The organism is Pseudarthrobacter ribosi (assembly GCF_055412865.1).
Map to the genome: position 1 here is coordinate 42,490 of NZ_JBVAYZ010000024.1, position 20,361 is coordinate 62,850.

The 20,361-nt window shown below is 67.4% G+C and carries 21 protein-coding genes; 16 read left to right on the forward strand and 5 right to left on the reverse strand.

What is annotated here, in order from left to right; translation table 11 throughout:
• Positions 1–109: 109 nt before the first annotated feature.
• From glyA to ACZYZ5_RS18075, 10 genes are all read left to right on the forward strand, one after another.
• On the forward strand, positions 110–1,411 hold the full coding sequence (glyA, locus tag ACZYZ5_RS18030) for a serine hydroxymethyltransferase (RefSeq protein ID WP_463903580.1): 1,302 nt from the start codon (positions 110–112) through the stop codon (positions 1,409–1,411).
• Positions 1,412–1,414: 3 nt separating this feature from the next.
• Positions 1,415–2,347: a bifunctional methylenetetrahydrofolate dehydrogenase/methenyltetrahydrofolate cyclohydrolase gene (locus tag ACZYZ5_RS18035; protein ID WP_463903581.1), complete on the forward strand. Its 933-nt coding sequence runs from the start codon at positions 1,415–1,417 to the stop codon at positions 2,345–2,347.
• 205 nt (positions 2,348–2,552) lie between these two features.
• Entirely contained in the window at positions 2,553–3,503 is a 951-nt protein-coding gene (locus tag ACZYZ5_RS18040) for an ABC transporter ATP-binding protein (RefSeq protein ID WP_463903582.1), read from the forward strand.
• A 76-nt stretch (positions 3,504–3,579) separates the two neighbouring features.
• Positions 3,580–4,398, forward strand: coding sequence for an ABC transporter permease (locus ACZYZ5_RS18045; protein WP_463903616.1), 819 nt, complete (start codon positions 3,580–3,582; stop codon positions 4,396–4,398).
• Positions 4,395–5,228 (forward strand): ABC transporter permease, encoded by an 834-nt coding sequence (locus ACZYZ5_RS18050; RefSeq protein ID WP_463903583.1) that lies wholly within the window; start codon positions 4,395–4,397, stop codon positions 5,226–5,228. Before ACZYZ5_RS18045 ends, ACZYZ5_RS18050 begins: the two co-directional genes overlap by 4 nt.
• An 86-nt stretch (positions 5,229–5,314) precedes the next feature.
• Positions 5,315–5,887 carry a hypothetical protein gene (locus ACZYZ5_RS18055; RefSeq protein ID WP_463903584.1) on the forward strand — a complete coding sequence of 191 codons (573 nt, stop codon included), beginning with the start codon at positions 5,315–5,317 and terminating at the stop codon, positions 5,885–5,887.
• A 10-nt stretch (positions 5,888–5,897) separates the two neighbouring features.
• On the forward strand, positions 5,898–6,731 hold the full coding sequence (locus ACZYZ5_RS18060) for an exodeoxyribonuclease III (protein WP_463903585.1): 834 nt from the start codon (positions 5,898–5,900) through the stop codon (positions 6,729–6,731).
• Positions 6,732–6,748: 17 nt separating this feature from the next.
• Positions 6,749–7,864 (forward strand): tryptophan--tRNA ligase, encoded by a 1,116-nt coding sequence (trpS, locus tag ACZYZ5_RS18065; protein WP_463903587.1) that lies wholly within the window; start codon positions 6,749–6,751, stop codon positions 7,862–7,864.
• A 4-nt stretch (positions 7,865–7,868) separates the two neighbouring features.
• The gene (locus ACZYZ5_RS18070; RefSeq protein ID WP_463903588.1) at positions 7,869–8,534 is read left to right on the forward strand and encodes a 2'-5' RNA ligase family protein; all 666 of its coding nucleotides are present in this window, start codon (positions 7,869–7,871) and stop codon (positions 8,532–8,534) included.
• Positions 8,479–9,645, forward strand: a complete 1,167-nt coding sequence (locus ACZYZ5_RS18075) for a YihY/virulence factor BrkB family protein (RefSeq protein WP_463903589.1) — start codon at positions 8,479–8,481, stop codon at positions 9,643–9,645. Before ACZYZ5_RS18070 ends, ACZYZ5_RS18075 begins: the two co-directional genes overlap by 56 nt.
• Here the strand turns inward: ACZYZ5_RS18075 and ACZYZ5_RS18080 are convergent.
• From ACZYZ5_RS18080 to sdhC, 5 genes are all read right to left on the reverse strand, one after another.
• Complete coding sequence (locus ACZYZ5_RS18080; RefSeq protein WP_463903591.1) at positions 9,602–10,372, reverse strand: alpha/beta hydrolase family protein; 771 nt, start codon at positions 10,370–10,372, stop codon at positions 9,602–9,604. The genes ACZYZ5_RS18075 and ACZYZ5_RS18080 overlap by 44 nt on opposite strands.
• Positions 10,373–10,472: 100 nt before the next feature.
• On the reverse strand, positions 10,473–11,255 hold the full coding sequence (locus tag ACZYZ5_RS18085) for a succinate dehydrogenase iron-sulfur subunit (protein WP_024365819.1): 783 nt from the start codon (positions 11,253–11,255) through the stop codon (positions 10,473–10,475).
• A gap of 1 nt (position 11,256) precedes the next feature.
• Positions 11,257–13,056, reverse strand: coding sequence for a succinate dehydrogenase flavoprotein subunit (gene sdhA, locus ACZYZ5_RS18090; RefSeq protein ID WP_463903593.1), 1,800 nt, complete (start codon positions 13,054–13,056; stop codon positions 11,257–11,259).
• 127 nt (positions 13,057–13,183) lie between these two features.
• Entirely contained in the window at positions 13,184–13,678 is a 495-nt protein-coding gene (locus tag ACZYZ5_RS18095; protein WP_463903594.1) for a succinate dehydrogenase hydrophobic membrane anchor subunit, read from the reverse strand.
• A 2-nt stretch (positions 13,679–13,680) separates the two neighbouring features.
• Complete coding sequence (gene sdhC, locus ACZYZ5_RS18100; protein ID WP_144674233.1) at positions 13,681–14,061, reverse strand: succinate dehydrogenase, cytochrome b556 subunit; 381 nt, start codon at positions 14,059–14,061, stop codon at positions 13,681–13,683.
• A 303-nt stretch (positions 14,062–14,364) separates the two neighbouring features.
• Between sdhC and ACZYZ5_RS18105 the strand changes: the two genes are divergently transcribed.
• From ACZYZ5_RS18105 to ACZYZ5_RS18130, 6 genes are all read left to right on the forward strand, one after another.
• Positions 14,365–15,510 carry a mannose-1-phosphate guanylyltransferase gene (locus ACZYZ5_RS18105; protein WP_463903595.1) on the forward strand — a complete coding sequence of 382 codons (1,146 nt, stop codon included), beginning with the start codon at positions 14,365–14,367 and terminating at the stop codon, positions 15,508–15,510.
• A gap of 115 nt (positions 15,511–15,625) precedes the next feature.
• The gene (locus ACZYZ5_RS18110; protein WP_463903597.1) at positions 15,626–16,825 is read left to right on the forward strand and encodes an amidohydrolase; all 1,200 of its coding nucleotides are present in this window, start codon (positions 15,626–15,628) and stop codon (positions 16,823–16,825) included.
• A 173-nt stretch (positions 16,826–16,998) separates the two neighbouring features.
• The gene (locus tag ACZYZ5_RS18115) at positions 16,999–17,448 is read left to right on the forward strand and encodes a MarR family winged helix-turn-helix transcriptional regulator (RefSeq protein ID WP_463903598.1); all 450 of its coding nucleotides are present in this window, start codon (positions 16,999–17,001) and stop codon (positions 17,446–17,448) included.
• Positions 17,449–17,489: 41 nt separating this feature from the next.
• On the forward strand, positions 17,490–17,921 hold the full coding sequence (locus tag ACZYZ5_RS18120; protein WP_463903599.1) for an organic hydroperoxide resistance protein: 432 nt from the start codon (positions 17,490–17,492) through the stop codon (positions 17,919–17,921).
• Positions 17,918–18,949 (forward strand): NADP-dependent oxidoreductase, encoded by a 1,032-nt coding sequence (locus ACZYZ5_RS18125; protein WP_463903601.1) that lies wholly within the window; start codon positions 17,918–17,920, stop codon positions 18,947–18,949. Before ACZYZ5_RS18120 ends, ACZYZ5_RS18125 begins: the two co-directional genes overlap by 4 nt.
• A 297-nt stretch (positions 18,950–19,246) precedes the next feature.
• Positions 19,247–20,356, forward strand: coding sequence for a BMP family lipoprotein (locus ACZYZ5_RS18130; protein WP_463903602.1), 1,110 nt, complete (start codon positions 19,247–19,249; stop codon positions 20,354–20,356).
• Positions 20,357–20,361: the final 5 nt, after the last annotated feature.

Consider the following 20,361-nt stretch of genomic DNA (forward strand, 5'->3'; position numbering starts at 1 on the left):
GGCCCTTGCCACGTCCCCGTCTGCCGGGGCCGTAATCTAGGGGCGCTGCCGCGGGCCAGCCGGTAACCTGACCTTAAGCAGTGCCCGTTGCCTAGCCAGGAGTTCCCCCGTGACCACGTCTCTTAGCCTTTCTTCAGCCGCCGTGAGCAACCAGCCGCTGGCCGACCTTGACCCCGAAATCGCCGCAGTCCTCGCCCAGGAGCTGGGCCGCCAGCGCGGCACCCTGGAAATGATTGCCTCCGAGAACTTCGCCCCGCGCGCGGTGATGGAAGCCCAGGGCTCGGTCCTGACCAACAAATACGCCGAGGGTTACCCCGGCCGCCGCTACTACGGCGGCTGCGAGTACGTCGACATCGCCGAGCAGCTCGCGATCGACCGGGTCAAGGAGCTCTTCGGCGCCGAATACGCCAACGTCCAGCCGCACTCCGGCGCCCAGGCCAACGCCGCGGCGCTCTCCGCGATGATCACCCCGGGTGACAAGATCCTGGGTCTGTCCCTGGCCCACGGCGGACACCTGACCCACGGCATGAAGCTCAACTTCTCCGGCAAGCTCTACGAGGTCGCCGCGTACCAGGTCGAGCAGGACGACTTCCGCATCGACATGGACAAGCTCCGCGCGCAGGCCATCGCCGAGAAGCCCCGGGTGATCATCGCCGGCTGGTCCGCCTACCCGCGCCACCTCGACTTCGAGGCCTTCCGGTCGATCGCCGACGAGGTCGGCGCCCTGCTCTGGACCGACATGGCGCACTTCGCCGGCCTCGTGGCCGCCGGCCTGCACCCGAGCCCGGTCCCGTACTCCGACGTGGTCACCTCCACCGTGCACAAGACCCTCGCCGGGCCCCGCTCCGGCGTGATCCTGGCCAAGAAGGAGTGGGCCAAGAAGATCAACTCCAACGTCTTCCCGGGCCAGCAGGGCGGACCGCTGATGCACGTGATCGCCGCGAAGGCGGTCGCGTTCAAGATCGCCGGCACGGAAGAATTCAAGGAGCGCCAGGAGCGCGTCCTCGAGGGCGCCCGGATCATCGCCGACCGCCTCAACCAGTCCGACGTGTCCGACGCCGGCGTCTCCGTCCTGACCGGCGGCACCGATGTGCACCTGGTCCTGGTGGACCTGCGCAACTCCCAGCTCGACGGCCAGCAGGCCGAAGACCTCCTGCACTCGGTCGGCATTACGGTCAACCGCAACGCCGTGCCGTTCGACCCCCGCCCGCCGATGGTCACCTCCGGCCTGCGCATCGGCACCCCGGCCCTGGCCACTCGCGGCTTCGGTGCCGAGGAGTTCACCGAGGTCGCCGAGATCATCGCGACCGCACTGAAGGCCGGTGCCGCCACCAACATCGAGGCGCTCCAGTCCCGCGTGGACAAGCTCGCCGCCGACTTCCCGCTGTACCCGCAGCACGAGCAGTGGTAGGCCATGACTTCTGCTGAGACTGCACACACGGCTGAAACCGCCCGGATCCTCGACGGGAAGGCCACCGCCGCCACCATCAAGGCCGAACTGACCGAACGCGTGGCCGCGCTCAAGACCCGCGGGATCGTCCCGGGCCTGGGCACCATCCTGGTCGGCTCCGACCCGGGCAGCACCTGGTACGTCGGCGGCAAGCACAAGGACTGCGCCGAAGTGGGCATCACGTCCATCCGCCGCGACCTGCCGGAGGAGACCACCCAGGAGGAGCTGCTGGCCGTGGTCCGGGAGCTCAACGAGAACCCGGAATGCACCGGCTACATCGTCCAGCTCCCGCTGCCCAAGCACATCGACCAGGACGTCATCCTGGAGGCCATGGACCCCGACAAGGACGCCGACGGCCTGCACCCGACGAACCTGGGCCGGCTGGTGGCCAACGTCAGCGGCCCCATGAAGTCCCCGCTGCCGTGCACCCCCAAGGGCTGCGTGGAGCTGCTCACCCGGCACGGCATCAGCCTCAGCGGAAAGCGCGTCCTGGTGGTGGGTCGCGGGGTCACGATCGGCCGCCCGGTGGGGCTGCTGCTCACCCGCAAGGACGTCAACGCCACCGTCATCCTGGCCCACACCGGCACGGTCGACCTGCCCGCCGAACTCCGGCAGGCCGACGTCGTGATTGCCGCGGCCGGCCAGCCGCACATGATCAAGGCGGGGGACCTCAAGCCGGGCGCCATCGTGCTCGACGTCGGCGTCAGCCGCGTCGACGACGGCTCGGGCAAGGCGGTGGTCACCGGGGACGTGGACCCCGCCGCGGCCGACGTCGCCGCCTGGCTGTCCCCGAACCCCGGCGGAGTGGGCCCGATGACCCGCGCCATGCTGCTGGCCAATGTCGTGGAAACCGCGGAACGCCACCTGGCCGAGGCGGGCCCCTCCGGCGCCGCCTGAGCCCGTCTGTCCCCAGGGCGCCCCTCCGTCCCGGAGGTGGCGCCCTGGGCCGTTAAAAGCCCCGGACATCTCGGAATGGCCACCGTCTGGATTTTTTACGAAAAGACTCTTTCATAGTTCGGCGGGATCCACTACCGTGATTCGGGTGCCTGAACTAGTCTCAAGAGAATCCTCAGCCAAGGAAGCCTCCCAAAAGGACGCCCCAGTGAGCAGCCCCGCCGAAACCGGCCCGCCGCAGTATGTGATCACCGCCGAAAACCTGACGAAGCGCTACGGCGACGTCGCCGCCGTCGACGGCATCTCCTTCTCCGTGCCCGCCGGTGAGGCCTTTGGCCTGCTGGGCCCCAACGGCGCGGGCAAGTCCACCACCATGAAGATGATCGGCGGCGTGTCCCAGCGGACCTCCGGGAGCCTGAGCATCATGGGCCTGGACCCGGACCAGAACGGGCCGGAAGTCCGCGCGCACCTGGGCGTCGTCCCGCAGCAGGACAACCTGGACGAGGAACTCAAGGTCCGGGACAACCTCCTGGTCTACGGGCGCTACTTCGGGCTGCCGATGAGCTACCTCCGGCCCAAGGCCGACGAGCTGCTGGAGTTCGCGCAGCTCACGGACAAGGCCAAATCCAAGGTGGACGCGCTCTCCGGCGGCATGAAGCGCCGCCTCACGATCGCGCGCTCCCTCATCAACGAACCCCGGATCCTGCTCCTGGACGAGCCCACCACCGGGCTGGACCCGCAGGCCCGGCACATCCTCTGGGACCGGCTGTTCCGGCTCAAGGAGCAGGGCGTCACGCTGATCCTCACCACCCACTACATGGACGAGGCCGAGCAGCTCTGCGACCGCCTGATCGTGGTGGACAAGGGCCGGATCATGGCCGAGGGCTCACCCGCCAGCCTGATCCGCGAGTACTCCACCCGCGAGGTCCTCGAGCTGCGCTTCGGCTCGGAGCGCAACGCCACCGTCGGCGCCGACCTCGAAGGCATCGGCGAACGGCTGGAAACCCTCCCGGACCGCGTCCTGATCTACGCCCACGACGGCGAGGCCGCCCTCGAAGAGGTCTCCGCCCGCGGACTGCGCCCGGTGACCTCGCTGGTGCGCCGGTCCTCGCTCGAGGACGTCTTCCTGCGCCTGACCGGCCGGAGCCTCGTTGACTAGGAAAGCCGGGCTGCCCGAACCGGCAGCCGCGACCGGTCCGGCAGCCGGCGCGGCCCCGGCCGCCGCCCCTGCCGCACTGCGCGCCCACTCGCCGGAGGTCTCGGCCGCCCGGGCCCGGCGCTGGGGGTCCCTCTACTTCGCCGAACACGTCCTGCGGGTGATGAAAAGCTACGGCTGGACCATCGTGATGTACGGCGTCGGGCAGCCCGTCGCGTACCTCTTCGCCATGGGCGTGGGGCTGGCGACGCTGGTCGACACCAACAGCGAGGCCGGCTTCGGCGGGGTCAGCTACCTGACCTTCATCGCGCCGGCGCTGTTGATCTCCGCCGCGGTCATGACGGCGGCGAACGAGTTCACCTTCCCGGTGATGGACGGTTTCAAGTGGCGCCGGATCTACTACGGGCCGCACGCCTCGCCGCTGACCCCGGAGCAGATCGCGCTCGGGCAGATCATCGCGGTGACGGCGCGTTTCCTGGTGCAGTCCGCCATCTACTTCGCCGTGGTGGCGCTGTTCGGGGCGGCGCCCAGCGGCTGGGGCTGGGTCTCGATCCTGGTCGCCACCCTCGCCGGGCTGTCCTTCGGGCTGCCGCTGATGGCCTACGCAGCCTCGATCAAGGAGGACAAGGGCCAGTTCGCCATGGTGATGCGCTTCATCGTGATGCCGCTGTTCCTGTTTTCCGGCACCTTTTTCCCGCTGGACACCCTTCCCCTCGCCGTGCGCTGGATCGGCTGGATCTCACCGATCTGGCACGGCACCGAGCTGGGCCGGGTCTTCAGCTACGGCTACGAGGAGCCCCCGCTGCTGACGATCGTGCATCTCGTGTTCCTGCTGGTCCTCACGGTGGCAGGCTGGGTCCTGACCAAGCGCCAGTTCATCAAAAGGATGGCCGGATGAGCGCCGTCACCACCAGCCACAGCGCCACCGAGGCCGCCCGCAACCGGAAGTTCGGGCCGCTGTACTCCCGCAACGTCCGCGCCGTCGTCGCCCGCGGGCTGATGGCCACCAAGAGCAGCAACTGGATGGTCATGCTCTCCGGCTTCTTCGAGCCCGTGCTGTACCTGATCTCGATGGGGGTCGGGCTGGGCGCGATCGTCGGCTCGGTGCAGGGGCCCGGCGGCGGGGAGATCTCCTACGCCGCCTACATCGCCCCGGCGCTGCTGGCCGTGTCCGCGATGAACGGCGCGGTCTACGACTCGACCTGGAACGTCTTCTTCAAGATGAACTTCGCCAAGCTGTACCAGGGCATGCTCTACACCTCGCTGGGCCCGCTCGACGTCGCCATGGGGGAGATCTTCCTGGCCCTGCTGCGGGGCCTGATGTACGCGACGGGGTTCACCGCGGTGATGGGGGTGATGGGGCTGATCACGACGCCGTGGGCGATCCTGATGATCCCGGCCGCGGTGCTGATCGCCTTCGGCTTCGCGAGTTTCGGCATGGGCATCACCAGCTTCATGAAGACGTTCCAGCAGATGGACTGGATCAACTTCGTGATGCTGCCGATGTTCCTGTTCAGCGCCACGTTCTACCCGCTCAGCGTCTACCCGCAGTACATCCAGTGGCTCATCCAGGCCATGCCGCTGTGGCACGGTGTGGAATTGCTCCGCCAGATCAGCGTGGGCAGCTTCAGCCCGGCGACGGTGGTGCATATCGGCTATTACCTCGTGATGATCGCCTGCGGCGTGCTGCTCACCACCGGCCGGCTGCGCCGGCTGTTCCTCAAATAGGGCCCGGGTCGGACCTCGGGGCGGGCGCCCGTTCGCCCCGGGTGGAAGCGGCCCGCGCCGATGCGAGGGTTTGCGATAATAGGCTCATGCAATCTCTGGGCAACTCCGCGTCTTCCAAGCCGTCCGCGAATAACACCGCCGCAGGCAAGTTCTCCATGTTCCGCATCAGCGGACCCGGGATGATGGTGTTTATCATCGCCTTCGTCGTCGCGGTCATCTTTGCTGCGAACCAGAACGACGTCGTCGGCTGGCTCGTGGCGATCATCGCCGGCTTCTGGCTCGCCCTGGCTTCCTTCGTGGTCTTCAGCATCCAGAAGGCAGCCCGGAAGGCCGGCGCCAGGCTCACCGAAGCGCAGAACTCCTTCAACGCGGCTGCCGGCCGGGCGCCGTCGTCGGGCAGTGTGGACCACGGCGGCACGCGCCTCGTGCCGGGCCGCCGCGAAGCCGGCGAGGTCCGGGACCTGAAACTCGACCACTCGTTCAAGATTGTCCAGGTGCAGGTCCGCGTCGTCGAGCAGGAGCGGGCGAAGGGCGCCGCCGCGGACCAGGACACGATCTTCCGGGCGCTCGAGACCATTGAGATCACCGCCACCAACGCGCGGGACATGATCAAGTCCTCCGGCACCGACGAACCCGTCGCCGGAACCATTGTCGACTAGAGTGGATCGGGTGAGTTCGGCATTGAAGAAGGACAACCTTCGCATCGCATCAGTCAACGTCAATGGCCTCCGTGCCGCCTACAAGAACGGCATGGCGGAATGGCTTGAGCCCCGCGAAGTGGACATCCTCTGCCTGCAGGAGGTCCGTGCGCCTGACGCGATCGTCCACGCGCTGCTCGGCGAGGGCTGGTACATCCTGCACGCCGAAGCCGAAGCCAAGGGCCGCGCCGGCGTCGCCATCGCCTCCCGGACCGAACCCCTGCAGACCCGGGCGGGCATCGGCGATGACTACTTCGCCACCGCCGGCCGCTGGGTCGAGGCCGACTACATTGTCCGCAACGCGGCGGGGGAGGCCTCGCAGCTGACCGTCGTCAGCGCCTATGTGCACTCCGGCGAGGCGGGCACCCCGAAGCAGGACGACAAGTTCCGTTTCCTCGACGTCATGGTCGACCGGCTTCCCGAGCTGGCCAAGCACAGCGACCATGCCCTCGTGGTGGGCGACCTCAATGTCGGCCACACGGAACGGGACATCAGGAACTGGAAGGGCAACGTCAAACGTGCCGGCTTCCTGCCGGAGGAGCGGGCCTACTTCGACCGTTTCTTTGGCGAGGACATCGGCTGGAAGGATGTGCACCGGGGCCTGGCGGGCGACGTCGACGGCCCCTACACCTGGTGGTCGCAACGGGGACAGGCCTTCGACAACGACACCGGCTGGCGCATTGATTACCACATGGCCACGCCCGCCCTGGCTGCTGCGGCAGTGTCAGCCGTTGTTGACCGGGCACCGTCCTGGGACACACGCTTCTCCGACCACGCCCCGCTGGTAGTGGACTACCGGCTCTAGTCTTAAGGCTCCCACGAATGACTTCTCCTTCCACTGTGACCCCGGTCGACGACGCTGCCACTGTCACGGCCACGGCCGCCGCTGCCGTCCCCGGCGCTGCTGTCCCGCTGGGGGTCCGGCAGCGCATCCTCTCGGGCATGCAGCCCTCGGCGGATTCCCTGCACCTGGGCAACTACCTCGGCGCGCTGGTGAACTGGGTCCGGATGCAGGACGAGTTTGACGCCATCTTCTTCATCCCGGACCTGCACGCGATCACGGTTCCGCAGGATCCGGCCGAACTGGCCCACCGCACCCGGGTCACGGCCGCGCAGTACATTGCCGGCGGCGTCGATGTGGACAAGTGCACACTCTTTGTCCAGTCCCAGGTGCCCGAGCACGCCCAGCTGGCCTGGGTCCTGAACTGCATCACCGGCTTCGGCGAGGCCTCCCGGATGACCCAGTTCAAGGACAAGGCCTCACGGCACGGCTCGGACCAGGCCAGCGTTGGCCTGTTCACCTACCCGGTCCTGCAGGCCGCGGACATCCTCCTCTACCAGCCGCACGGTGTGCCGGTGGGAGAGGACCAGCGGCAGCACGTGGAACTCAGCCGCGACCTGGCCCAGCGCTTCAACTCCCGCTTCGGCGAGACCTTCAACGTCCCGGCGCCTTTTATCCAGAAGGAATCGGCGAAAATCTACGATCTGCAGCACCCCACCGCCAAGATGTCCAAGTCGGCGGAGTCACCGGCGGGGCTGATCAACCTCCTGGACGATCCCAAGGTCATCGCCAAGCGGATCAAATCCGCGGTGACGGACGCGGAGACGGAGATCCGCTTCGACCGCGAGGCCAAGCCCGGGGTTTCCAACCTCCTGACCATCTACTCGGCGATCACCGGGCAGAGTGTGGAGTCCCTCGTCGCCGCCTATCAGGGCAAAATGTACGGGCACCTCAAGGTCGACCTCGCCGAGGTCGTGGCGGAGCGCCTGACCCCCATCCGGGACCGGGCCAAGGAACTCCTGGACGACCCCGCGGAGCTTGACCGGCTGCTGGCGCTCGGCGCCGACAAGGCCCGCGAGATCGCCTCCGTCACCCTGCGCGACGTCTACGCCAAGGTGGGGTTCCTGCCCTACGCCGGAACCCAGGGAGTCCGCTAGCGCAATGTCCCCCGTCAGCAAAGTCACCGCCAACGCGCCGGCCCGCACCTCGGCGCGTGCCGGCAGCAGCACGGCTCCAGGCAATCACGACGCCGGAGGCAACGGGCAGCGCACCGAAGGTATCAGTATCGGCGTCATACTGGGGTTTCCGACGGACATCGCCGAGGAGCTCCAGCGCTGGCGGGCGTCCTTCGGTGACCCCATGGCGGGCGTCATTCCCGCCCACATCACGCTGGTGACCACCACCATGACCCAGGACTGGGAAGCCACGCTCGCCCATGTGCGGGACGTGGCGAGCAAGCAGGAGCCCTTCCACGTGACCATCGCCGGGACAGGATCCTTCCGGCCGGTGTCTCCCGTGGTCTTCCTCAACGTTGAGGACGGCTTCGGGGACTGCGTCAGCCTGCACGAGCAGCTGCAGACCGGACCGCTGGAGCGGGAACTGCCGTTTGCGTACCACCCGCACGTCACCGTCGCCCACGACGTCGCCCCCGAGAGCCTCGACGAGGCCGAGACGGCGCTCAAGGATTACAGGGCCACGTTCCCGGTGGCTAGCATGGGACTCTACGAGCATGATGACAACGGCATCTGGCAGCTACGGGAAGAACTTGACTTTGGGACCGAATCTGACAACGACCGAGGCGAGGGCGGTGTCGCGGGCGCCCGCTGAGCCGCCGCTCCCCACCGATCTGGCCGGGCTGAAGCTCGAAGTCATCCGGAAGAGGGTCGACTGGAGCAAGGTTCGACGCTCCGGCGGCGGGGGCATGGCGTCGCTGATGGCGATGGTGGGGTGGCTGCTGGCCCGGCTCAACACGCTTCTGCCGCTGCGCGCGTTCCAGCACTACGGGCGCCAGCACGGCCCGCTGATGAGTGCCGGCATCGGGTTCAGGATGTTTTTCTCCGTCACGGGCCTGTTGGCCACCGGGTTCGCCCTGGCCGGCCTTTTCCTGAGCGGACAGCCTGCGCTGCTGGACCAGATCATCAAGAGCGTGGCCATGACCGCGCCCGGCCTCCTGCAGGTCGACGGCAGCGAGGGGCTGGTTGACCCGTACGCGCTGCTGAACCCCTCCAGCCTGGGCTGGGCGGCCGTGATCGCCGCCGCGGTGACGGTGTTTACCTCCCTGGGCTGGATCAGCGGCGTCCGCGACGGCGTGCGGGGCATGATGCAGCTCGGCCCGCGGGGCATGAATCCGGTCCTGCAGATCCTGCGCGACGTCGGCACCGTGGTCCTGCTGGGGGTGGCCCTGGTGACCAGCGCGGCCGTCTCGCTCGTGTTCGGCACGGCCGCGGACTGGGTCGCCGCGCAGCTGAACCTCGACCCGCTGCTGGCCGGGCCCCTGACGACCTCCGTGACGATCCTCGTGCCGCTGCTGCTCGGCTGGGGCACCGCCTTGATCATGTTCCGCGTGGCCGCGGGGCTGAAACCCTCCCGGCGCTCCCTGATGGAAGGGACCCTCCTCGCCGCGGCGGGCACCACCGTGCTGCAGATCTTCAGCACCCAGCTGCTGGCCAGTGCGGGCAAGAACCCCATCCTGGCGCCCTTCGCGATCATTATCGGCCTGCTGATCTGGTTCAACCTGGTCAGCCAGGTCTACGTGGTCTGCGCCGCGTGGGTGGCGATCCGGGAGCAGGACCTCAGGCTGGCGCCGGCCGGCAAAAAGACCGGGTGGGGCGCCCGCCGCGTCCAGCCGGGCAAGACCCCGGTGGAGTCCGGGGAGAGCCCCCGACCGGTCGGGGCTACGCGGTGGCGTCGAGGTACTGGTCGGCCCAGGCTGAAATAATCTTCGCCGCGCGGGCCGCCTGGCCCTTGGCCGTCAACAGGTGATCGCTGCCCTCCAGCGACACGAAGCTGCGCGGATGCCGGGCCGTCTGGAAGATGGTACTGGCATTCTCGATGCCGACCGTGTTGTCGGTGGGGGAGTGCAGCACCAGCAGCGGCTTCCCGAGCCGCCGGATGCAGTCCGTCAGGTCAGCGTTCTCCAGGTCCTCCACGAAGTGCCGGCGGATCTCCACACGTTTGCCGCCCAGGTCCACCTCGGCGCTGCCCTCGCTGAGGATCCGGTCCAGGGCGGCGTCAAAGACGTGGGCCACATGCTTGGGCGAGAACGGCGCGCCCACGGTGGCGACGGCGTCGAGCTCCGGGATCTCCCGCGCCGCCGCCAGGACGGCGGCCCCGCCAAAGGAGTGGCCCACGAGCAGCGATACCGGCCGGCCGGAGTCGCGCATGAATTCGGCGGCCTTCACGGTGTCCGCCACCTTGTGGCTGAAGGAGCCCTCCGACCAGAGGCCGGCGGATTCGCCGAGGCCCAGGTTGTCGAAGCGGAGCATGCCCACCCCGTTGTCCGCCAGCGCCTTGCACATCCGCGAGGCCGAAGGGCTGTCCTTGCCCAGCGTGAAGCCGTGCGAGAACACGCCCCAGCCCTTCACCGGCCCCTCGGGGACGTCGACGATGCCGGAGAGGAGTTCGCCGGTGGAACCCTGGAAGGAGACTCTTTCGGAGCGGGACACGGGGGGCCTTTCGTTCAAGGGGTAAGACGACGACGGCGCCCCCACCTGGCAGGTGAGAGGCGCCGTCGTCGTGGTTCTCTTGATCTAGCTGAGCAAGGTGCTAGATCTTGCGGGACAGGATGGCCTGCTTGACCTCAGCGATGGCCTGCGTGACCTGGATGCCGCGGGGGCATGCCTCGGTGCAGTTGAAGGTGGTGCGGCAGCGCCACACGCCTTCCTTGTCGTTGAGGATCTCCAGGCGCATGTCGCCGGCATCATCACGGGAATCGAAGATGAAGCGGTGCGCGTTGACGATCGCCGCGGGGCCGAAGTACTGGCCGTCGGTCCAGAACACCGGGCAGGACGAGGTGCACGCGGCGCACAGGATGCACTTGGTGGTGTCGTCGAACCGTTCGCGGTCCTCGGCGGACTGCAGGCGTTCCTTGGTGGGCTCGTGGCCGCGGTTAATCAGGAACGGCATGACCTCGCGGAAGGACTGGAAGAACGGCTCCATGTCCACGATCAGGTCCTTCTCCACCGGGAGGCCCTTGATCGGCTCGACCGTGATGGGCTTGGACGTGTCCAGGTCCTTCAGCAGGGTCTTGCAGGCGAGGCGGTTGCGGCCGTTGATGCGCATGGCATCGGAACCACAGACACCGTGCGCACAGGATCGGCGGAAGGAGACGCTACCGTCGATTTCCCACTTGATCTTGTGCAGGGCGTCGAGGACACGGTCCGTGCCGTACATGGTCACGTGGAAGTCATCCCAGGTGGACTCGTCGGAGACCTCCGGGTTGTAGCGGCGCACGCGCAGGTGGACGTCGAAGGACGGGATGTCCCCGCCGCCACCGATGTGGGCGGGCAGTTCGATCTTGGAAGCTGGCTCAGCGAGTTCAGCGGTCATCTTAGTACTTCCTCACCATCGGCTCGTAGCGCGTAAAGACCACCGGTTTGGTGGCAAGCCGGATACCCGCAATCGCCTCCGCGGAACCATCCGCAGGGGCGTGGTCATCCTTGTACGCCATGGAGTGCTTCATGAATTTGTCGTCGTCGCGCTCGGGGAAGTCCTCGCGGAAGTGGCCGCCACGGGATTCCTCGCGGTGCAGGGCCGCCACGGTCATGACCTTGGCGAGCTCCAGCAGGAAGCCCAGTTCCACGGCCTCCAGGAGGTCCAGGTTGAAGCGCTTGCCCTTGTCCTGGACGCTGATGCGCTGGTACCGCTCCTCGAAGGACGCGATGTCCGCCAGGACCTGGTTCAGCGTCTCGGCGGTGCGGAACACCTGCATGTTGGCGTCCATGGTGTCCTGCAGTTCCTTGCGGATCGCAGCGACCTTCTCGGTGCCGTCGGAGGTGCGGACGTGGTCCAGCAGGTCCAGCGTGTAGGCCTCCGGGTCGACCGGGAGCTCCACGAACTCGGCGGTCTTGGCGTACTCCGCGGCGGCAATGCCGGCGCGCTTGCCGAAGACGTTGATGTCCAGCAGCGAGTTGGTGCCCAGCCGGTTGGAGCCGTGCACCGAGACGCAGGCAACCTCGCCGGCGGCGTAGAGACCCGGGACCACGGTGTCGTTGTCCTGGAGGACCTCGGCGGTGATGTTGGTGGGGATGCCGCCCATGGCGTAGTGCGCCGTCGGGAAGACCGGTACCGGCTCCGTGTACGGCTCGACCCCGAGGTAGGTGCGGGCGAACTCGGTGATGTCCGGCAGTTTGGCGTCGATGTGCGCCGGCTCAAGGTGCGTCAGGTCCAGGAGGACGTAGTCCTTGTTCGGGCCGCAGCCGCGTCCCTCACGGACCTCGTTGGCCATGGAGCGGGCCACGATGTCGCGCGGGGCGAGGTCCTTGATGGTCGGGGCGTAGCGCTCCATAAAGCGCTCACCCTCGGAGTTGCGCAGGATCGCGCCTTCGCCGCGGGCGGCCTCGGAGAGGAGGATGCCCAGGCCGGCGAGGCCTGTCGGGTGGAACTGGTAGAACTCCATGTCCTCCAGCGGGATGCCGCGGCGGAACGCGATGCCCATGCCGTCGCCGGTGAGGGTGTGGGCGTTGGACGTGGTCTTGAAGACCTTGCCGGCGCCGCCGGTGGCGAACACCACGGACTTGGCCTGGAAGACGTGCAGCTCGCCGGAGGCGAGGTCGTAGGACACGACGCCGGCCACGCGCTTCTGCTTGTACGGCGTGCCGTCCTCGCGGACAGCGTCTTCCTCGACCGTGAGCAGGTCAAGGACGTAGTACTCGTTGTAGAACTCGACGTTGTGCTTGACGCAGTTTTGGTACAGGGTCTGCAGGATCATGTGGCCGGTGCGGTCGGCGGCGTAGCAGGCGCGGCGGACCGGAGCCTTGCCGTGATCGCGGGTGTGGCCGCCGAAACGGCGCTGGTCAATGCGGCCCTCGGGCGTGCGGTTGAACGGCAGGCCCATCTTTTCCAGGTCCAGGACGGCGTCGATCGCTTCCTTCGCCATGACCTCGGCGGCGTCCTGGTCAACCAGGTAGTCGCCGCCCTTGATGGTGTCGAAGGTGTGCCACTCCCAGTTGTCTTCCTCGACGTTGGCCAGGGCCGCACACATGCCGCCCTGCGCCGCGCCGGTGTGGGAGCGGGTGGGGTACAGCTTGGTCAGTACTGCTGTTCGGGCGCGCTGACCTGATTCGATCGCCGCGCGCATCCCGGCGCCACCGGCACCGACGATGACGACGTCGTACTTATGGACCTGCATACCAGACGCTCTTTCTCTCAAAATTCGCTAACAACACCGGCCGGCGGAGCCAGGACGGTGAAACCTCGTGGAAATCCCTTGCCCGCACCGGGCAGGCAAGGGACCGGCTGCCGCTGGGGCTGCGCCGCTACGGCGCGGGGCAGAACCCGCCGGGCAGCTGGACACCGTTGACCACGGGGCACGGGTCAAAGGTGAAGATGACCAGGGTGCCCAGGATGATGATGGCGGTGGTGGCCGCGTACAGCACGATCTTCAGCCACAGCCGGGTGGCGTCCTTTTCGGCGTAGTCGTTGATGATGGTGCGCACACCGTTGGTGCCGTGCAGCATGGCGAGCCACAGCATGGCCAGGTCCCAGATCTGCCAGAACGGATCGGCCCACTTGCCGGCCACAAAGCCGAAGTCGATCGCGTGGATGCCTTCGCCCACCAGCAGGTTGACGGCCAGGTGTCCGAAGATCAGGACAACGAGGACAACGCCCGAGAGCCGCATGAAGAGCCATGCGAACATTTCGAAGTTCCCCTTGGAACTGCCGCTGCGGCGGTACTGCGGCGCGATCCGGTCGCTGCCCACCTTGGCAGCGGCTTTCGGGCTGCGCGGGCTCTCAATCTGAGTTGCACTCATGGCTAGTGACCTCCGAGGGCGAGGGAAAGGTGGCGGATGGAGAAGCCCACCATGACGACTGCCCAGAGAATGAGCACCGCCCACAGCATCTGGCGCTGGTACTTCGCGCCCTTCTTCCAGAAGTCGACGGCGATGATCCGCAGGCCGTTGAAGGCGTGGAACACGATCGCTGCGACGAGGCCCGTTTCACCCAGGGCCATCAGGGGGTTCTTGTAGGCACCGATCACGGCGGTGTAGGCCTCCGGGGACACACGTACCAATGAGGTGTCCAGGACGTGGACCAACAAGAAGAAAAAGATCACTACACCGGTAATGCGATGTCCAACCCAGGACCACATGCCTTCACGGCCGCGGTACAAGGTGCCAGCTGGTTTTGTCGGCACTGAATAAACCTCCCTGCAACACAGCGGCGCTGGCATGGGATCCACGCGGGGGGAACGCCTGCTGCGAGAGCACTCGTAAGCTCAAGCCTAAATCTAGGCTTCGCTAACAGCTTATTCAATTTAGCCACCCGTTGGTGACGGCGCCCGGCGCGGTTTTCGTCCACTTTTGAGACAAACGCCACATTCCCGGCCGGGCCGGGGAGTGCCGCCGGCGGGCCGGGACCGCACCCGGGGATGACGCTTCGGCGCCGTGTCCGCGCCCGGTCGGGGACTCATGCGGTACGTTCGGCTAAAGTAGCCGTGATGACTACAGACAAAGCGACAAGCCAGGACTCACTCAACGATTCGGCCCTGCGCCGGTTTATTGCCGTGATTCCGGCAGGCGGTGTGGGGACCCGCCTCTGGCCCCTGTCGCGGGCAGCAGCCCCCAAGTTCCTGCACGACCTCACGGGTTCGGGCAGTACCCTGCTGAGATCCACGTACGACCGGCTGGAACCGCTCGCCGGCAAGCACATGCTCGTGGTGACCGGCAAGGCCCACCGTGACGCCGTCTGCCGGCAGCTGCCGGAGATCGACGACGCCGACCTGGTGCTGGAGAGCGAGCCCAAGGACTCCGGCGCGGCCATCGGGCTGGCCGCGGCCATCCTGCACGAGCGCGACCCGGACACCATCATGGGCTCCTTCGCCGCGGACCAGGTGATCAGCCCGGACGAGCTGTTCCATGACGCCGTCAGGGAAGCCATCCTCGCGGCCGCGGCCGGAAAGATCGTCACGATCGGCATCAAGCCCACCCACCCTTCCACCGGCTTCGGGTACATCCGGGCCGGGAAGAACCTTGGCGTGGCCGGGGCCCCCAGTGCCCAGGCCGTCGTCGAGTTCGTGGAGAAGCCGAGCGAAGAGGTCGCCCAGGAGTACGTCGACAGCGGCGAATATGTCTGGAACGCCGGGATGTTCGTGGCTCCGGTGTCGCTGATGCTCAAGCACCTCGAAGCCAACCAGCCCGAGCTCTTCGCCGGCGTGCAGGAAATCGCCAAGGCCTGGGACACCCCGCAGCGCGATGAGGTCCAGGCCCGCGTCTGGCCCACCCTGCCCAAGATCGCCATTGACTACGCCGTGGCCGAACCGGCCGCCGCCGCCGGCGACGTCGCCGTCGTTCCCGGGACGTTCCGGTGGGACGACGTCGGGGACTTCGCCTCGGTGGGCCGGCTCAACAGCGCCAAGGAAGTCAAGGACGTCACCGTGATCGGTGAGGGCGCCCGCGTCTTCACCGAGGACGCGAGCGGTGTGGTGGTCTCCGATACCAAACGCGTGATCGCGCTGATCGGGATCAAGGACGTCGTGGTGGTGGACACCCCGGACGCGCTGCTCGTGATGCACAAGGAGCACTCGCAGCGCGTGAAGCAGGCTGTCGACGCCCTCAAGGCCAGCGGCGACACCGACGTTCTCTAACTTGCGGCGGTCAACAGGGTCTTCCGCCCCTACCGGGGCGGAAGGAAATGTTCGCCAATCCGTAACGCGCCGTACGCGATGCCGCTATTTTATCTGCGCTCGCTAGAGTTATTCCGTGCGTAACTACTCTACTGAAGCTGAGCCCACCACATTGGTGGGGCCGTGGCTCGAGCCCCTGCTGCCGGAGCTGATCGCGTTCCGCCGGGACCTGCATGCGCACCCGGAGCTGTCCTTCAAGGAGTTCCGCACCACGGACAAGCTCGCAAAGCGCCTCGAGGAAGCCGGGCTCAAGCCCCGACGCCTCGAAGGGACCGGCCTATCGGTGGACATCGGCGACGGTCCGATCGCCACCGCCCTGCGCGGCGATATCGATGCCCTCCCGATCATCGAGGAGACGGGCCTGCCGTTCGCCTCGAAGCACCACGGCGTCACCCACGCCTGCGGCCACGACGTCCACACCGCCACCATGCTCGGCGCGGCTCTGGTCCTGCAGCGGATGCACGAGGAGTCACCGCTGCGCGGTACCGTCCGGATCATCTTCCAGCCTGCCGAGGAAACCATGCCCGGCGGCGCCCAGAGCTGCATCGAGCAGGGCGTCCTCGACGGTGTTCCGCGGATCTTGGCCCTGCACTGTGACCCCCGGATCGAGGTGGGCAAGATCGGCACCCGGATCGGCGCCATCACCTCCGCCTCGGACACAATCAAGATCGAACTGACCGGCCGCGGCGGCCACACCTCACGCCCGCACCTGACCGAAGAACTCGTCTTCGCCCTGGCGCAGATCGCGGTCAATGTCCCGGCGGTACTGTCCCGCCGCGTCGATGTCCGCAGCGGCGTGTCCGTCGTCTGGGGACACATCTCCGCCGGAGCCGCCCCCAACGCGATCCCGGCCAGCGGCTACATGGCGGGCACCATGCGCTGCCTGGACCGCGACGCCTGGCACAACGCCGGCAAGATCCTCGACGAGGTCATCCAGCAGATCGCCGCACCGTACGGCGTCGACGTCCACCTGGAGCACACCCGCGGCGTGCCTCCCGTGGTGAACTCCGAGCACGAGACCGCCCTGATCGAAGCCGCGGCCCGCGCCGAGATCGGCGAGGGCGCCGTCGTCCTGACCCCGCAGTCCATGGGCGGCGAGGATTTCGCCTGGTTCCTCGCGGACCTTCCCGGCGCCATGATGCGGCTGGGCACCAAGACCCCCGGCGGCGAGGAGTACGACCTGCACCGCGGCGACTACATCCTGGACGAACGCGCCCTGGGCCTCGGCATCAAGGTCCTCACCGCCGCAGCACTGCGCACCCTCCGCGACCTCTAACCGCCCGCCGGCACCCGCCCGGGCCCACCGCCGCCCTTTCCGCCCCCGAGGTGAGACTTCGCGCCCGTCGTCGGGCGTTTCATGGGCGCGAAGTCTGACCTCGGCGACGAGACCGCGGCGGCACTGCCCGCATGTAAGTTGTGCACAATTGAATTGTGCACTATCGTATTTCTATGACCGATGCTCCCCGCGACAACGCCCCCCGCCTGAACCGGCAGCTGTGCTTCGCCATGTACTCGGCCTCCCGGGCCGCCACGGCGGCGTACCGGCCGCTGCTCGACGAGCTCGGCCTGACCTACCCGCAGTACCTCGTCATGCTGGTGCTCTGGGAGGACGAACCGCGCAGCGTCCGCGAACTGGGGGAGGAGCTGGGCCTTGACTCCGGCACACTCTCCCCGCTGCTCAAGCGGCTCGAGTCACTGGGCCTCGTGCAACGGCGCCGGTCCGCCGCGGACGAGCGCCGGGTGGAGGTCCACCTGACCGACGCCGGCAGCGCGCTCAGCGCACGGGCCACCGGCATCCCGCAGCGCCTCGCCGACGCCGCCGGGCTCACGCCCGCCGAACTCGACCAGCTCCGCGAGACCCTGACCCGGCTCACCGCCGCACTGCACGGCTCCCGCTGAATTCCCTGACTTCCCCTGCAACGCAACAGATTGGATCTCCCATGAAGACTCTCTACACAGCCGAGGCCCTGGCTTCGGGCGAAGGCCGCGACGGCACCGCCGTCACCAAGGACGGCAAGCTCAACGTGGCCCTGGCCAGCCCGGTGGAACTCGGCGGCAGCGGCGAGGGCACCAATCCGGAGCAGCTCTTCGCCGCCGGCTACGCGGCCTGCTTCCACTCCGCCCTGCGCCTCGTCGGACGCCAGCAAAAGGCCGACCTGACGGATTCCGCCGTCGCGGCCAGGATCCACCTGGGCGCACTCGGCGACGGATCCGGCTACGGCATCGCCGCGGAACTCGAAATCGCCCTGCCCGCCGTGGACCGGGAAACGGCCGAGGCCCTCGTGGCCAAGGCGCACGAGGTCTGCCCCTATTCCAATGCCACCCGTGGCAACATCACCGTCGACATCACCATCGTGGAGGTCGCCGCATGAGCACCCACACCAACAGCACCACGCTGCCCGCCGCCACTCGGGAGATCCAGCTGGCGTCCCGGCCGCACGGCCGCCCCGTGCCGGAGAATTTCCGCCTGGCCGGGACGGAGCTGCCTGTGCTCCAGGACGGCCAGGTCCTGGTCCGGAACCTCTACATGTCCGTGGACCCCTACATGCGCGGCCGGATGAACGACGTCAAGTCCTACTCCGCGCCGTTTGCCCTGGACGCCGCGCTCGACGGCGGCGCCGTCGGCGAGGTCATCGCGTCCCGGTCCGCTGACCGCCAGGTGGGCGACGCCGTCGTCCACTCACTGGGCTGGCGTGAACATGCCGTGCTCGACGCCGCGGCCACCACCCCGGCCCGCACCGATCTGGCCCCCGCGCCGGCGTTCCTCGGCGCGCTGGGCATGACGGGTCTGACGGCCTATGCCGGACTGCTTAAGGTGGCCGGCTTCAAGGCCGGGGAGGTCGTCTTCGTCTCCGGCGCCGCGGGTGCTGTCGGCTCCCTCGTGGGGCAGATCGCCAAGGCCATGGGCGCGTCCCGCGTCATCGGCAGTGCAGGATCCCCGGAGAAGGTGGCACGGCTGCTGGAGCTCGGCTTCGACGCGGCGTTCAACTACCACGACGGCCCCGTGGCCGAGCAGCTTGCCGCGGCCGCCGGCGACCGCGGGATCGACGTGTATTTCGACAACGTCGGCGGGGAACACCTCGAAGCGGCGCTGTCGGCGCTCACGGTCGGCGGCCGGGTGGCCATGTGCGGGGCGATCTCGCAGTACAACTCCACCGAGCCGACGCCGGCCCCGCGGAACCTGATGCAGGCCATCGGCAAGCAGCTGACCCTTCGGGGCTTCCTGGTCAGCGGCTACTGGCAGCACATGCCCGAGTTCGTTGAGGCGATGTCCGGCTGGCTCGCTGACGGCACCGTGCGCTACGACGAGACCATCGTGGACGGGCTGGAGAACGCTCCGCAGGCCTTCATGGACCTGCTGGACGGCGCCAACACCGGCAAGATGCTGGTCCGGCTCTAAGCCCGACCGCTCCTCCCACCCGCTCCTCCCTCCCGCTAGCTGAACGCCCCGCACCGGAACCGCCCGGTGCGGGGCGTTCTGTTTGTACTGCTTGGTAACAAGTTCTCAACAATCTGTGGAATCGCTGTGAACTGTGCTACTCCGACGTGTCACGGGACACTAAAGTGGCTTCCATCAGTGCGCCTCGGCGCAGTGCTGCGAAATCCATCAGTGAAAACAGCGTTTCAGCGGCAATCCCGCGAACAGACACTCATTGAGCTCCGTCGTAGCGCCTATCTCTTTCTTCCTGGAGGAAAATTGAAGAACTCTCTGCGTGCAACCTTCAAGCGCGGTTCAATGGCCGGAGTCGCCACCGCCGGTGCGGCTGCCCTTCTGCTGACCGGTTGCGGGGCCGCCCCGACAGCCAGCAGCACGGCCACCGCCACGGCCAGCGACTACACAGGCTGCATCGTGTCCGACTCGGGTGGGTTCGATGACCAGTCGTTCAATCAGTCTTCCTACGAGGGACTGCAGAAGGCTAAGAAGGATCTTGGCATCAAGACGAACGAAGCCGAGTCCAAGACCAACAACGACTTCGAGCCGAACCTGCGCGCCATGGTCTCCGCCGGCTGCAACCTGACCGTCACGGTCGGCTTCCTGCTGGGCGACGCCACGAAGGCCCAGGCCACCGCGAACCCGGACAAGCACTTCGCCATCATCGACTTCGGCTACGAAACCCCGGTCGCCAACGTCAAGCCGATCATCTACGACACGGCCCAGGCCGCGTTCCTGGCCGGCTACCTCGCGGCAGGCACCACCAAGACCGGAACGGTCGCCACCTTCGGCGGCATCAAGATCCCCACCGTCACCATCTTCATGGACGGCTACGCCGACGGCGTGAAGTACTACAACGAGCAGAAGGGCAAGGACGTCAAGGTTCTTGGCTGGGACAAGGCCAAGCAGGACGGCTCCTTCACCGGCGACTTCGAAAAGCAGGACAAGGGCAAGCAGTTCACCCAGAACTTCCTGGACCAGGGCGCGGACATCGTCATGCCCGTCGCCGGTCCGGTCGGCAAGGGGGCGGGCGCGGCCCTGCAGGAAGCCAAGGCAGCTGGCAAGGACGTCAAGCTCATCTGGGTTGACTCCGACGGCTTCCTCACGGCACCGGATTACAAGGACATCATGCTCTCCTCCGTCATGAAGCAGATGGGCGAGGCCGTCGAGACGGTCATCAAGCAGGACAAGGACGGCCAGTTCAGCAACGCGCCGTACGTTGGCACCCTGGCGAACGACGGCGTCCAGCTGGCTCCGTTCCACGAGCTGGATGCCCAGGTTCCGGCCGAACTGAAGTCCGAGCTGGACCAAATCAAGAAGGACATCGCCGACGGCAAGCTGAAAGTTGAATCCGCAGCCAGCCCGAAGGGCTAACTTCC

Coding starts and splice junctions, on each gene's coding strand:
- sdhA (WP_463903593.1), bottom strand. CDS start 13,056: ATGCAGGTCCATAAGTACGACGTCGTCATCGTCGGTGCCGGTGGCGCC.
- ACZYZ5_RS18095 (WP_463903594.1), bottom strand. CDS start 13,678: ATGAGTGCAACTCAGATTGAGAGCCCGCGCAGCCCGAAAGCCGCTGCC.
- ACZYZ5_RS18055 (WP_463903584.1), top strand. CDS start 5,315: ATGCAATCTCTGGGCAACTCCGCGTCTTCCAAGCCGTCCGCGAATAAC.
- ACZYZ5_RS18070 (WP_463903588.1), top strand. CDS start 7,869: ATGTCCCCCGTCAGCAAAGTCACCGCCAACGCGCCGGCCCGCACCTCG.
- ACZYZ5_RS18105 (WP_463903595.1), top strand. CDS start 14,365: ATGACTACAGACAAAGCGACAAGCCAGGACTCACTCAACGATTCGGCC.
- trpS (WP_463903587.1), top strand. CDS start 6,749: ATGACTTCTCCTTCCACTGTGACCCCGGTCGACGACGCTGCCACTGTC.
- ACZYZ5_RS18120 (WP_463903599.1), top strand. CDS start 17,490: ATGAAGACTCTCTACACAGCCGAGGCCCTGGCTTCGGGCGAAGGCCGC.
- ACZYZ5_RS18125 (WP_463903601.1), top strand. CDS start 17,918: ATGAGCACCCACACCAACAGCACCACGCTGCCCGCCGCCACTCGGGAG.
- ACZYZ5_RS18035 (WP_463903581.1), top strand. CDS start 1,415: ATGACTTCTGCTGAGACTGCACACACGGCTGAAACCGCCCGGATCCTC.
- ACZYZ5_RS18050 (WP_463903583.1), top strand. CDS start 4,395: ATGAGCGCCGTCACCACCAGCCACAGCGCCACCGAGGCCGCCCGCAAC.
- ACZYZ5_RS18115 (WP_463903598.1), top strand. CDS start 16,999: ATGACCGATGCTCCCCGCGACAACGCCCCCCGCCTGAACCGGCAGCTG.
- ACZYZ5_RS18085 (WP_024365819.1), bottom strand. CDS start 11,255: ATGACCGCTGAACTCGCTGAGCCAGCTTCCAAGATCGAACTGCCCGCC.